The organism is Streptomyces sp. CRN 30 (assembly GCF_034105845.1).
Genome location: NZ_JAVRHI010000031.1, coordinates 1 through 13915, shown reverse-complemented (window position 1 = coordinate 13915; position 13915 = coordinate 1). Strand labels below are relative to the sequence as shown.

General features: G+C 73.8%; 6 protein-coding genes. 2 read left to right on the top strand and 4 right to left on the bottom strand.

The annotated features are described in order from the left end of the window. Window positions 1-101 precede the first annotated feature (101 nt). Window positions 102-839: a chitinase gene (locus UW392_RS03370; RefSeq protein WP_320773330.1), complete on the top strand. Its 738-nt coding sequence runs from the start codon at window positions 102-104 to the stop codon at window positions 837-839. Window positions 840-1040: 201 nt separating this feature from the next. Further along, window positions 1041-2252: a phospholipase D-like domain-containing protein gene (locus UW392_RS03365; RefSeq protein ID WP_320773329.1), complete on the top strand. Its 1212-nt coding sequence runs from the start codon at window positions 1041-1043 to the stop codon at window positions 2250-2252. Between the two features lie 49 nt (window positions 2253-2301). On the opposite strand, the gene UW392_RS03360 is transcribed toward UW392_RS03365, so the two are convergent. The 4 genes from UW392_RS03360 to UW392_RS03345 form a co-directional block, all read right to left on the bottom strand. Next, window positions 2302-3666, bottom strand: coding sequence for a mannose-binding protein (locus UW392_RS03360; protein WP_320773328.1), 1365 nt, complete (start codon window positions 3664-3666; stop codon window positions 2302-2304). Between the two features lie 99 nt (window positions 3667-3765). Beyond that, window positions 3766-4776 carry an RICIN domain-containing protein gene (locus UW392_RS03355; RefSeq protein WP_320773327.1) on the bottom strand — a complete coding sequence of 337 codons (1011 nt, stop codon included), beginning with the start codon at window positions 4774-4776 and terminating at the stop codon, window positions 3766-3768. A 487-nt stretch (window positions 4777-5263) separates the two neighbouring features. Further along, window positions 5264-8557, bottom strand: coding sequence for a hypothetical protein (locus UW392_RS03350; protein WP_320773326.1), 3294 nt, complete (start codon window positions 8555-8557; stop codon window positions 5264-5266). A 321-nt stretch (window positions 8558-8878) separates the two neighbouring features. Next, window positions 8879-13840 carry a hypothetical protein gene (locus tag UW392_RS03345; protein ID WP_320773325.1) on the bottom strand — a complete coding sequence of 1654 codons (4962 nt, stop codon included), beginning with the start codon at window positions 13838-13840 and terminating at the stop codon, window positions 8879-8881. Between the last annotated feature and the right edge of the window lie 75 nt (window positions 13841-13915).

Here is a 13915-nt window from a genome sequence, read left to right as displayed (position 1 = left end):
ACGCGGGCGGCCCCCCACTCTCCTCCCTGTCCGCCGCTGCCTGCGCCGTTCCCCCCACCCCCCACATCCCGATTCCCCCACACCCCTCAGGAGTCGACACCGTGCATCCCCGCATCCTCGGACTGCTCACCGCCACCGGCGCGGCCGCCGTCCTCTGCACCCTGACGCTCGCCCCGGCGGCCAACGCCCAGAAGGCCGGCGAGGACGCCACGGCCGCCGCAGACTTCGTGGTCAGCGAGGCGCAGTTCGACGCGATGTTCCCGGACCGGAACGCGTTCTACACGTACGACGGCCTCACCGCCGCGCTCGACGCCTACCCCGGCTTCAGCAACACCGGCAGCGACACGGTGAAGAGGCAGGAGGCCGCCGCCTTCCTCGCCAACGTCAGCCACGAGACCGGCGGCCTCGTCCACGTCGTCGAGCAGAACCAGGCCAACTACCCGCACTACTGCGACACCACGCAGCCCTACGGCTGCCCGGCCGGCCACGACAAGTACTACGGTCGCGGCCCCGTCCAGCTCAGCTGGAACTTCAACTACAAGGCGGCGGGCGACGCCCTCGGCATCGACCTGCTCAACAACCCCGACCTGGTGCAGAACGACGCGTCCGTCGCCTGGAAGACGGGCCTGTGGTACTGGAACACCCAGAGCGGGCCCGGCACCATGACGCCGCACGACGCCATGGTCAACGGCTCCGGGTTCGGTGAGACGATCCGCGCCATCAACGGCAGCCTGGAGTGCGACGGCGGGAACCCGGCACAGGTCGAGAGCCGGATCGACCACTACGAGCGCTTCACCCAGCTCCTCGGCGTGGAGCCGGGCGGCGACCTCGGCTGCTGACGGGCGGGCCGGACCGGAGCGGCGGGCGCGCCCCACGCGTGCGCCGCTCCGGACCGGACAGGCCAGGGACCGGACAGGCCAGGGACCGGTTCGGCCAGGGGTCGGGCATGTTCCCGACATCTCGGGGAAGTGGACGGCTCGGGACACGAACGCAGCCTCATGTTCGCCGTCCGGACCGAGAAGCCGTTTGCGGAGACTGGCATGACTCTTGACCACATTGGCCCACCGCTCCAAGGCGGCGGCACCGCACCCGGTGCCGAGGAGCGCATCCAGCAGCTGCGCCGCCGTCTGGAGCGGCTGATCGGCGTGGCGGCCACCGAGGGCAACGAACTGGTCGCCCTGCGCAATGGCGACCAGATCTTCCCCACCATGCTCGACGCCATCCGGTCCGCCGAGCACACCATCGACATGATGACCTTCGTGTACTGGCGTGGACAGATCGCCCGCGACTTCGCCGCCGCGCTCGCCGAGCGGGCCCGCGCCGGGGTGCGGGTGAGGCTGCTGCTGGACGGTTTCGGCGCCAAGGAGATCGAGAGCGACCTCCTGGATGACATGAACGCGGCGGGCGTGTTGGTGGCCTGGTTCCGCAAGCCCGCCTGGGTGTCCCCGTTCAAGCAGAACCACCGCTGCCACCGCAAGGCCCTCATCGTCGACGAGCACACCGCCTTCACCGGCGGGGTCGGCATCGCCGAGGAGTGGTGCGGTGACGCCCGCAACCCCTCGGAATGGCGCGACACCCACGTCCAGGTGCGCGGGCCGGCCGTGGACGGCATCGCCGCGGCGTTCGCCCAGAACTGGGCCGAGTGCCACGACGCGCTCTACGACGAACGTGACCGCTTCACCGAGCAGCCCCAGCCCGGCTCCTCGATCGTCCAGGTCGTCCGCGGCTCCGCGAGTCTCGGCTGGCAGGACATGCAGACCCTGCTGCGGGTCATGCTGACCTCCGCCGAGCAGCGCTTCCGCCTGGCCACCGCCTACTTCGCTCCGGACACCTACTTCATCGACCTGCTGTGCGAGACCGCGGAGCGCGGCGTGGACGTGGAGATCCTGCTGCCCGGGCCGTACACCGACCAGCGCGCCTGCCAGCTGGCCGGGCAGAACCACTACACGCGCCTGCTCGAGGCGGGCGTGTCGATCTACCAGTACCAGCCGACCATGATGCACGCCAAGATCGTCACGGTGGACTGCGTGGCGTCCCTGGTCGGCTCCACGAACTTCAACCGCCGTTCCATGGACCACGACGAGGAGGTCATGCTCGCCGTCCTGGACCAGGAGTTCACCGCGGGGCTGGACCGGGACTTCGACGCGGACGTCGAGCGCAGCGTGGCCATCGAGTCCGCCCGGTGGAAGCGGCGCGCCGTGCTGCCGCGGCTGCGGGAGGCCGCCGTCGTCCCCATCCGGCGGTTCCTGTAGCCCCCCTCCGGCCGGTTGCCGGCCGGAGGGGGCCCGGTTGCCGGCCGGATCAGCTGGACCAGAGCACGGTGTTCCCGTTCATGATGACCACCTTGCCGTCCGCCCGCAGCACGAGCTTCGCACCGGGGTTGCCGTGCGTCCTGGTCGCCCAGACCGGCTGGTTGGGGTTGTAGACCACGAGGTTGCCGTCCGCCTGGAAGACGGCCCGGTGGTTCTGGCCGAACATCATGGACGCCCAGGTGGCCTTGCCGTTCTCGTTGTAGACGACCAGGTTGCCGTCGTGCTGCATGACCATCCGGATCCGGTTGGTGGTCCAGGCCTGACCGGCCTCCAGCGTGCTGGGTGCCGAGACGGTCTCGGTCGACCACTCCCGCTGCGGCTCCGGTTCGGCCTTCTTGGTCTCCTCGGTCTTCTTCGGCTCGGGCGCCGGGGCCGCCTTCTTCTCGGGCTCGGGCGACTTGGTGGGCTCGGGCTCCGGCGACGGCTCGACCTTCACCGGTGCGGGTGGCGGCGGTACCTCGGCCTTCTTCGGCTTCTCCGTGCTCGGCGAGGGGCTGGGTTCCTCGGTGACGTAGTCCTCGGGGGTGCTGCTCGCGACGTCACCGTTCAGCACGGTGCCGGAGTCCTGGCCGGCCAGCTCCTGGACGGCGCTCCGGTCGAAGTCGTCGTCGTCCTTCGCGCCTCCGGCCAGCAGGAGCGGTACGGCCACCAGGACGGCGCCCGCGATCGCGGCCGCCGCCAGTATCGGCTTCTTGGGGCGCCCGCCGTCCGAGCCCGTGCCCGTCGGCCCGTCCGGCGGCGCCGCGCCGCCGACGGCCTGCGCCGCCACCGCCGTGGGCGCCTCGCCCCCGGCTCCGGTGGTGGCGGCCTTGCTGCCGGATGCCGCCTTCCCGGAGGTAGCTTTCCCGGAGGTCGCCTTTCCGGATGCCGCCTTTCCGGACGCCTTCTCGGACGCCCTTGCGGACGTCGCCTCCCCGGATGCCGTCTTGTCGACCGGTGCGGCGGGCTTGTCGGGCATCCTCGTCACGACCGTGGTGGGAGCGGGGTCGTGGACGGTTTCGGCAGGCTCGGCGGCCGGCTTGCTCGCGGGCACCTCGGTGCTGGTGGTGCTGGTGCTGGAAGAGCTGGTGGTGCTGGTCGTGCTCGTGGTTCTGGTCGTGCTCTTCTTGTCGGCCTTGGCCGTCCTGCCGGTCCTCGCCCAGGCCGGTGAGGTACGGGGCGTGGCCTCGTCCTGGCCGTGCTCCGGGCCCGCGGGGGTGTCCGGAGCGTCGGCCGACTTCGCCTTCGCCCCCGGACTCAGCGCCCCGGCGGGCGGTTCGGAGGCGGCGGGCAGCGGTACGGCCACCCGCACGCGCGGCGCGGTGCCACCGGTCGCGGGGTCGGCCCCGTTGGGTGTGGGGTGCTGAGGGACCATCCGGTCACTTCTCCTCGGTAACGGGCCGTCGGGCCCTCGGGTTGTCGTCGTGCGTGCGGTGCGCATCGGGTCGGGCAGGTCCACGGCGAGGGCGGCGGATCAGGAGAAGGACCACAGGTGGTCGTCGGTCAGGGCGCAGTCGAAGAGCGTCAGCCGGGCGGCCTTGCCGCCGACGCCGTTGTAGCCCGCGACGTCCAGGCACCGGTTGGCGCTGGCGTGGTTGCGGATCCAGAACTTCCCGTCGGACTTCTTGTCGAGGTAGAACAGCTGGTTGTCCGCCGTGGTGCCGTTGCAGTGGAACTCGGACACCGGCGTACGGGAGGACACGGCCCCGTAGCCTCCGACATCCATGCAGTAGCCGTCCGTGCTGTTGCGGATGAGGAAGAGGTCGGCACCGGCCGGACCGGCGCCGTTCTGGGCCACCACGAGGTCCCACAGCTGGTTGTCACCGGTGCGGTTGCACGTGAACTGGTGGACCTCGCCGTTCACGGTGCCCTTGCCGTAGCCCGGGACATCCGCGCACAGCCCCGTCATGACGTTCTTGAGCATCACCTTGGTGACGGTGCTGAAGTTCGCGCCCTGCGGCAGGACCCGCCCCGTGGCCGCCTTGGGCTCGGCCGGCACGGCCTTCTTCTTCTCCGGGCTCGGGCTGCTGCTGGAGGGCGAGGCGGGCGGTGCCTTCGCCGTCGCCGTCACCGTCACCTGCGGCTGCACGACAGGCTCGACCTTCTCCTCCGGTGTCGCCTCGGGCGTGCTCTTCTCCGGAGTGGCGGAGGGCGAGGCGGGGGCGTACCCGCCGCCGGTCGGCGCGGCGGCCGGGTCGCCGTCCTGGAGGAACGTTCCGCCGACGGGCTGCGCCCGGTCGGCCCTGGCGGGCGGGTCGTCGTCCGCCCCCGGCCCGAGGAACAGGAACGGCACACCGATCAGCACGGTCCCGGCGATCGCCGCGGCCGCCAGCAACGGCTTGTTGGGGCGGCCGTGCGGGGGCTCGTCCCCGGCCGTGGCCGTCCGGCCGGCCTCCGGGCCCGCGGGTCCGGCCGCGGCGGACGACTCGGTCGCGGTGGCGTCCGTGCCGGTCTTCGCGACCGTGTTCGCGGCGACGGGAGCCACCGCGTCCGGCTCGGAGACTGCCGGTGCCGGGGCCCCGACGGCACGGGTCCTCGAGGTGCTGGTCCCCGGGGCGGCACTGGCTTTCGAGGTACTGGACGCAGGCGCATCCGATGCGGGCGTACGGGAGTCCGGGGTGCCGGAAAGCGGGATGCCGGAACCCGGGGCGCCGGCGGAAGCGCGGGTCTCCGGGGTGTTCGTCTTCGGCGGCGCGGGGGCACCCGTCGTCGTGGGCTCGCCGCCGACGGTCGTGACCGCCGCGGTACCCGCGGTACCCGCGGTACCCGCGGTGCGCGTGGACGGCTCCGGGAAGCCTGCGCCGTCGTCCGCGCCGGCGGCGGATCGGCCGGAGGCCCCGGAGGACGGCTCGAGCGCGGCACCCGGCTCGGTCGGCACCGGGGGCAGGACGGACGCCCGCCGCACAGTGGGACTCGGCGGTGGCGTCGTTCTGTCTTCACGCTTCGGCACAGTGGTACTCCGTTCAGTCGTCTCAGTGGTCGGGGGAGCCCACGGGGCCGGCACAGCGGTCGGGCCAGTCGAACGTCGCGGCCCCGGCCCCGGCACCCTGCCGGGTCAGGGTCTCGTCGAGGCGGGCGAGCACGGCGTGGTCCTGGTCGTCCAGTCGCGCGTGGCTGAGGGGAACCGGGGCCGGACCGGCCGGCAGCTCCCGGAGGAAGACGAGCGGCGAGGGGCTCCCGGTCCGCACGTCGAGCACCCGGAACGCCGTACCGGGCGCGAAGACCACCTCGTCGTGGCGGGCGGCGGGACCGGTGGCGTCGGACAACTGCCGTACCCGGCGTCCGGTCACCGACCAGATGGCGTACCGGGCGCTCGCGGGGGACGGGCCCCGGCCGTCGCCCGGCGGCAGTGCGCTCAACGGTGCCGGACCGCGCAGGACGGCGCCGGGACCCGGTATCCGGCGCCCCTCGGAGCCGTCCGGCCCGGCGCCTCGCAGCACCGGGCCGCGGAAGGACGGCAGCCGCCGCAGGGCCGAGGTGACACAGGCCGCGTAGGGCAGCAGCTCCGGGTCACCGGCGCGCAGACGCCGGTCGAGTTCCCCGTGGCCGAGCGGATCGTCCGAGGTCCGCAGGTAGAGCAGCAGCGCGATCAGGTCGGCGCGGGCAGCCTCCTGCTCGTGCCCGCGCAGTGCGGGCAGGCGGGTGAACGTACGCGTGACGATCGCCGCGTGACGGTCCCACACCGAGTCGGCGAGCGCGCGGAAGGCCGCCCGTTCCGCGGGCGTGCTCTGGTGTCCCGGCACGAAGGGCACCGGCGGCAGCGGCCGTGCGGGTGCCGTGGGCGGCGGCCCGAGGGGGGTCTCGGCCGGACGTGCGGGCGCCGTCGGCGGCTCGTCGGTACGGGGACGCCGCTCGGCGGCCGGGGACGGCACGGTGCTGGTGAGGGTGGGACGGCTCGGCGGGCCCGGCAGGGGCTGTTCGTCGTGTCCGGCGTCCCGGCCGCCGTCGTTCCCGGAGGGCTCGGGCTCGGGCTCGGTGGTGGTGGTACCGGTCGTGGCCTCGTCGCCCGGCTGCCGGGGCTGCCGGGGCTCGGCAGGTGGCGTGGACGGCGCTTCGGGGGCGGGCGTGGACGGAGGCTCGGAGGCGGGCGCGGACGGAGGCTCGGGGACCGGTTCGGTGGGCACACGGGCCGGTTCGGTCGGCACACGCGCCGGTTCGGTCGGGACACGGGCCGGCGAGTCGGGACCGAGGGCAGGCCGGGGACCGGCGCCGTCCTGCCCCGGTTCCCTCACGGGCGCGGTCGGCGAGGGGGAGGGAGCAGCGGGAGCGGGGCGGTCCGGAGGCCGGTGCGGCTCGGTGCCGGACGCCCTCGCCGGGCGGGGGGCGGAAGCTCCACGACCGGCCGCCGCGGATCCCGACCCCGGGGGAGCGGAGGCGGTGGACGCGGCGCCGGTGGTGGACGCCTGACCCGTGGCGGGCCGGACGGGGGGAGCGGGCACGCGCGTCGTGGGAGGTCCGCCGACCGCCGGTCCTCCGGTGGAGGCTGAACCGGTCCCCGTCGAGGTGGCCACGGGGCGCGGCGGGGTGGGGGGAACGACCGGCGCGGGGACCCTGGGTCCCTGCGGGGCGGGCGTCCCGCCGGACACGGTCCCGAACGCCGCACGAGGATCCGCGGCGGGCACACCGGACGCCGCGGCCGCGGACGCTCCTGGCCCCGTGGAGGTCGGTCCCGTGGGTACGGGTGTTCCCGCAGGTGAACCCGCAGGCATCCCCGTCCCGTCGGGCGGACCCGCGACACGCGGAACCGCCGTGTGCGGTGCCGCACCTGGGCCGACACCTGCCGTCTCCCTCCGGGGCGTGCCGTGCGAAGGCGCGGGGTGGCCCGCGGACCCGTTGCGGGGCGCCGCCGGGTGGGGCGCGGCGGGCGCCGCCCTGCCGAACGACGCGAAGCGCAGGCTGCGGACCTCGTACTGGGCGGCCAGGCGGCGCAGTTCCCGTCCGCCGTCGACGGCGGTGCCGTGCACATGCACGCGGGCCCGTGCCGACAGGCCCGGCGGCAACCCGTCGAGGAGTCTGTCCAGCACGGGCCACAGCGACCGGTCGAGCGCGTCCCCGGGCCGGCCCACCTCGATGTCCGGGCCCTGGGGGTCCACGGGCCTGGCCGCGAGGGCGGGCGGCTCCGCGTCCGTCGCGCTGATCCACAGACCCGCCCGGGTCGCGGTCACCTGCCACCGGTCGGACAGGCGCACCACGCCGCGCTGGGCGTTGCCGGGGCCGGGCAGCGGCGGGCTCCAGCGCAGCAGCCGGGGCGATGCCGCGCCGGGTGCGCAGATGACGGAGTCGACGAACGGCTGCCAGCGGGGCGCTCCGTCGGCGCCCACGGTCATGGAGCGCGCGGTGCCGTGGTCCCTGGAGAACGCTTCGGCGAGCAGCGGCAGCCCGCTGTAGACGACGACCTCGGAGTCGGCCAGCTCGGCGGCGTCCTGGCCGACGCGCAGCACGTCCCGGCGGCCGCCCGGTGCGAACCGCAGGACGGTGCGCGTGGCGGCGGGCAGCGCCGTCACGACGTCCGCCACGTCGTCGCTGACGACGTCCTCGCCGTCCGGCACGCCGACGACGACGAGGATGCCGTGCCGGTCGACGGGTACGGCGTAGCACAGGTCCCCCGGGCGTGGGGCCCGGGCGGCCTCGGGGCGGATGAGCAGGCCGGCGGGTATCTGCTCGACGACGCAGCCGTTACGGGTACGGGAGGGCAGGCTGCCCGGGGCGGGCTGCCAGTTGGGGGCGGGCTGGCGGGGACCGAGCGGGACCGGCGGGGCACCGGGTGTGAAGCGCCACCAGCCGCGTTCCCGCCCGCCGCCCGTTCCGTCGGCGGGCGGCACGTCGTGGACGAAGAGTCCGCCGCCCGGCACGCCGAGGACCGTTCCGTCCGGCGCTATGACGTCGACGTCCCAGGCGTCGGCTATGCGGCGGGCGACGGCCGGCCGGCCGGGAAGGTCGTCGCCCGCGCCGGGCATGGCCAGCCGGATGGTGCGGACGCCCTCGCCGCACAGGGTGTCGATGAGGGCGCCGAGCCGGGCCCACAGGGCGGCGGCGGAGTTCCCGTCGGCGCTCGCGACGACGGTCACCGTGTCGTCGCCGTCCGCCTCCAGGACACGGGTGAGGTCGGCGATGTCGGCGGGGCCGAGCAGTTCGTCGGAGGAGCGCCTGAGCAGCAGGAGACGGTCGTACTCCTCGACGAGGAGGCCGGGCCGGGAGGTCTCGGCCTGTGGTGTCCGGTCGGTGGCGGACGGGCGCGACTCGGCCCGGCGGCGGCCCCAGCGCATCAGCGGTGGCCCCCCTCGGAGACCGGAGCCGAGGAACGGGCATCCGGCATCATTTCATGCACCACGAACATAGCAGGCAAATCCCGAGTGACATATGCGAATCGATACGTGGAACTGCATGCGGATCCGTGCACGGGCTCATCGGAACCCGGCGCCGGCACATATGACCATGACGCTCCCCACCTGGCAACTCCCTTGTCCGGTGGGCGATCCGAATGGTCACCGGGCGGCTTGCGCGAATGCGGCGGGATATCACCGTACTCGTCTGCCGCGAGCGGAACCGACTTGCCCCGGATCATACTTGGCCGCTCTGTCGGATTGTCACGACGGATCCTCCGGGACGAAATACCGCATGCCGTCGAAAACGAGCCGGACAGTACGGTCGCGATCGGTGGCGAAGGTGTGCAGGAGCCGTCCGTCCGGGGCGACGACGACGATTCCGACACCGAGGGCCGTGGCGGCCGCCGCGACCTCGCGCACCCGGGCGTCGTCGGCGGCACCCGCCTCGCCGCCGGGTTCCGTGCTCCGGCCCAGCAGCCAGCGCAGGTGCTGCGCCGGGGTGAGCCCGAGGTCCCGCACCGTCAGGGAACCGCCCAGCAGGACCGCTTGGGCCGTCTGCCCGGCGGTCAGGGTCACGCCCAGACCGGGCAGGTCGGCGACGGGTATCAGCTGCTCGGGATCGGCCGGTGGCAGCGAACCGTCGCCCCCGAGCGCCGCCACCAGGGCCTCGGCGAAGGGAAGCCCGTCGCCGGACACGCGCGGCCCCGGGCCGTCGGTGCGCTCCGGACCGGCGGCACCCGCGTCGGTGTCGTCGGTGCTCTCCGGGCCGGCGGCACCCGGCCGTCCCGTCTGTGCGGCCAGGAGGGCCACGGTCAGCTCCGCACCGGGCGGCAGCAGGTCGCGGGCGCGCTCCGCCGCCTGCCACAGCAGCGGCAGCGCCTGCTCCGGGTCCGTCTCGGTGATTCCCACCGACCGGGCCAGTCCGGCCAGCGCGCCCTCGTCGGCCCGGGCGAGGAAGGGAGCGGGTGACGCCAGCCGGTCCAGCCGCGCGCTCAGTTCGCGCTCCTCGTCCCCGACGCCGTCCTCCGGGTCGTACAGCCGCGTGATCCGCTGGTCCGACAGCCGGTCGGCGCCGCCCGGGGTGCCGATCTCCCGGCCCATCTCGATGGTGAGGCCGAGCCCCTCCCTGGCCACGAAGTCGCGCAGGTACGCGGCCATGCTCTCGGCCTGGGCGCGGGTGGTGGACCGGTGGACGGAGCCGAACAGGTCGCCCCAGTTGAGGACGATCCGGTCGGCGTCCGTCCAGGTCAGGTCGCCGTGGATCTGGCTCTCGAAGTACCGGCCCTCGGCCGCGTAACCGAGCTCGGACACGTCCCGGCGCATCTCGGGGTCGTGACGGAACCGGGTGGCCTCGGCCAGCGCCAGCCGCACCCGGCGTTCCTCCCCGTAGGCGAGGAGGGGATAGACGTGGGCGTTGTCGGTGTACGACAGGACACCCCGCTCCGCCGCGTCGGCGCTGTCGCCCGGAGTGTGGGTGACCCTGGTGCGCACCGCGTCCTTCCAGTGGACGACGGCACTGCCGTAGGAGTAGGTGCCGCCCTTCTGCGACGGGGAGACCAGAGCCGCGTACTTGGGGAGCTCCTCGGGGTTCGGGGGGTCGAAGTCACCGCTGCCGGGGCCGTCCCCGGGCGCGCCGGCCACGCGGCGCAGCGCGGCCGCGTAGCCCTGGAGTTCCTCGACCCAGCCGCGTCCGGCACGGCTGGGCGTGCCCCCGGTGGAGCCGGTGGCCCAGAAGTTGCGGAAGCCGGTGTCGGAGGTGAGGGTCTCGGCCCTGGTCGGAACGGTGCCGTCGGCGCGCTCGGACGCACCCGCGGGACGGCCCGCCAGGTCGAAGTTGGAGGCGATCGGCAGCCGCCGCACGTGGTCGTGCGCGGACTCCACGATCTTCGCCATGAGCTCCGGGTCGTCGACCGGGTACCGGGTGCGGAACCTGTCGTTGAACTGGCCGATCCGCTCCACGAAGGCCGCACGGTCGCGCTCGTGGAACATCTCACCGCGCTGTTCGGCGGCGAGCAGCGCCCAGGACTGGCTGGGCGTCAGGTCCTCCCAGCCGTCGCGGTGCCTCGGGTCGCCCGGGGTGCGCAGGGCGTGCAGCAGCTGCAGGTCCTGGGCGTCCGGGACCATGTGGCGGGCGTCCTGGCCGGACCCCGCCAGGTAGTCCGAGGCGTGCGCGGTCAGCGGCTGCCGGTGCCGGGACCCGGGGAGCGGGCGGCTGATCGCCTGCTTGGCCAGCTCCCGCTTGTCCAGCGTCTGCGGCGCGGCCATCTCACCGGAGGCGTCGACGCCGGTGACCGCGGCGGGGGACGGCGCGGCGGACGGCCTGGTGAGGCCCGGGGGTGCCGCGTGCACGGCGGCCGCCTCGCGCTCGCGCAGCGGGGCCATCAGTTCGGCGACGAGCGCGTCGACGCGGGGGCGGAGTGCCTGCCGCGCGGCCGTCTCCGCGGCGCGGGCCGCCCGCTCCACCTCCTGCGGCGTGACCTCGCGCATGCCGGTCACCAGCCGGGCGAACTCCTTCTCGTTGCCGTGGCCGATGCCGATGTTGTGGTGGGTGTGCGCCGCCAGTACGTCGGCCACGTCCTGGCCGGTACGGAAGTTGGCGGCGGCGCCGGTGCGCAGCCGCTCCTGGTGGACGAGCGCGGAGTCCCGTACCTGGTAGGCGCCCGGCTGCTGGTTGGGGGTGCCGTGAGCGCCGACGAAGCCCCAGTAGCCGTCCCACGGCAGCGTGAACTCCAGCACCTTCTCACTGTCCGACGCGGCGTTCGCATTGCTGAACACGCTCGTGTGCGACAGCGAGGTGGTGAAGAACTTCCGGTACTGGTCGCTCCGGTTGTGGGCCATCGCCGCGGTGAACGCCGACCGGGCGTCCCGGGCGGTGAGGAACTGGCGCGCCTCCGGGTCCGACATCTTCCGGTACAGCCGCACCGGCTCACCGGCCCGGTGGGCGATCGGGGTCGGAGCGGCCCGCTGCTCCTCCCGGATCCGCACCAACTGGTCGTGGAACGACCGCATCCGGTCCCGCATCGAATCGTGGGCGGCGAGGGCGGCGACCACGACGTCCTGGCCGTAGGCGAAGACGTAGTACCCGCCGGTGAAGTCGGCGGCGGAGTCGTCGGTGTCGAAGAACTCCGCGTACGCCCGGTAGTAGGCGTCCATCACGTCGGCGGTGACGCGCTTCGCGGGTCCCGGGGGCGCGGCGTGCAGGCCGTCCGGGGACGTGTCCCGCCCGCTCGGCGGCGCGGAGCGCGCGTCCGGTCCGGCGACGGAATCCGCCGCCGGGCCGCCCTCGCCGATGCCGGTCATGAAGTCGCGGAACGCCTCGTACATGGCGTTGTCCGCCGCCGTGGCCGCGACCGGGTTGGCCGCGGTGTCGTGCACGGCCTCCGGGTCCGTTCCGTAGAGCCGCTCCAGCAGCGGCAGCAGTTCGGGTTCGTTCTGTCTGACCCACTCGGCACCGTTGTTGCGGGGACGCCCCGTGACCGTGTCGTGGCCGTGGTTGGTGCCCAGGTAGGCGTTGCTGAGCTGGGCGAAGAACTCGAAGACATCCGTGGAGGAGTAGTTGTCCGCCTCGGCACCGGTCAGGTCCCGGCGCACCCCGTCCGGCCAGGCGACGTCGTGTCCGCCGGCCCGCCTGTCCGCGAAGACCTGCTCGATGAGCTCCTGCTCGGTGTCCGTCAGCGCCGTCGTGTGGAGCAGGTGCGCCATCTCGTGCGTCGCCGAGGAGTAGCCCTCCGGCTGGTGCGGCACCGCGCCCACCGGGGTGCGTTCGCCGAGGAGGTTCTCCTCCGCGACGGCCGCGACGAGCCCGCCCTGCGCGCCGCGCAGTTCGTCCAGCCCTCGCCCGTCGACACCGTGCAGACCGGCGAAGGAGCTGACCGAACCGAGCGGCACGTCCTGCGGGAGAACCACCACCACGGCGCCCGAGGACAGCAGCCGCGTCACCGCGTCCGGGTTCCGCAGCATCCGCGCCACCTGCGCGTACGCCTCCCAGCGCGCCGACACCGGCCGCGCCGACTCACCCGGCACGACCACCATCAGCCGGGCGGCGAAGCGGGCGAACTCGTCCGCCGACAGTCGGTCACGGGCGGACGCCACGAAGGCGTCCTGACCGGCCAGCCACCGCCGGTGTTCCACGCCGAGCCGGGACACGGCCTCAAGGAGCTCAGGGGCGGGGAGCGCCGACAGACCGGCCACCAGCGCGTCCGCGCTCGGTGGCTCGGCTGCTTCCGGCACCGTCACGGTCGCGTCGTGGACCGGACCGCCCGAGACGCTAGCGACGGTGTCGACGGTGTCCAGGCCGAACGGCTCGCCCTGGACACCGCGCCGTCGTGCCGAGCGCAGTTTCCGTTCGACCAGGTCCGCCGCGCGCCGCCGGAGGTCACGGTGGAAGGCGTCCGATTCGGCCCACGCCGCCGCGTCGACTTCCTCGGGGGAGACCACGCGGCGTTCCGTCACCAGCTTCGCGAACGCTCGCGCGTTGCCGTGCCCGATGCCGATGTTGTGGTGGGTGCGCTGCTCCACCACCTCTTCGACGGCCTCCGGGGTGTGGAAGTTGGCCTCCGCGCCGGTGCGCAGCCGTTCCTGGTGGACGAGTGCCGAGTCCCGTACCTGGTAGGCGCCCGGCTGCTGGTTGGGGGTGCCGTACCGCTCCACGAACCGCCAGTAGTCGCGCCACGGCAGCGTGAACTCCACCACCGCTTCCTGGTCGGAGGCGGCATACGCGTTGCTGAACACGTTCGTGTGCGACAGCGACGACGTGAAGAACTTGCGGTACTGGTCGCTCTGGTTGTAGGCCATCGCCGCGCCGATGCCGGCCGTGGCGGACCCGGCCAGCGTCTGCTCCGCCTCGGCGTAGGACATCTTGCGGTACAGCCGCATCGGCTCACCGGAGCGGCGGGCGATCGGCGTCGCCTCCGCCGCCCGCTCCGCCCACAGGGTCAGCAGCTCGTCGTGGAAGCGTTCCATCTGCGGACGCAGCCGCGCGTCCCACGCCAGCTCGGGCGTGACGACGTCCTGGGCGTCCACGAACGTGTAGAAGACGCTGTCGAAGTCGGAGGCTCCCTGCGCCGCGGCCCCGAACAGGTGGTCCGCGTAGGCCCGGTACAGCCGTGCCGTCACCTCCGGCGTCAAGCGGCCCGACGGAGCGGCATGCACCGTACCCGTACCAGTCACCGGTACGGCGTCGCTGGCGCTGTAGTGGTTGCTGCCGTTGTAGAAGATCTCCACGCCATGGGCTCCCGTGCCGGCCTGGGGCCCGTGGTGGGAGACCACAGCGTTCCGTCCGCCGGTGAGGGTGCGGGC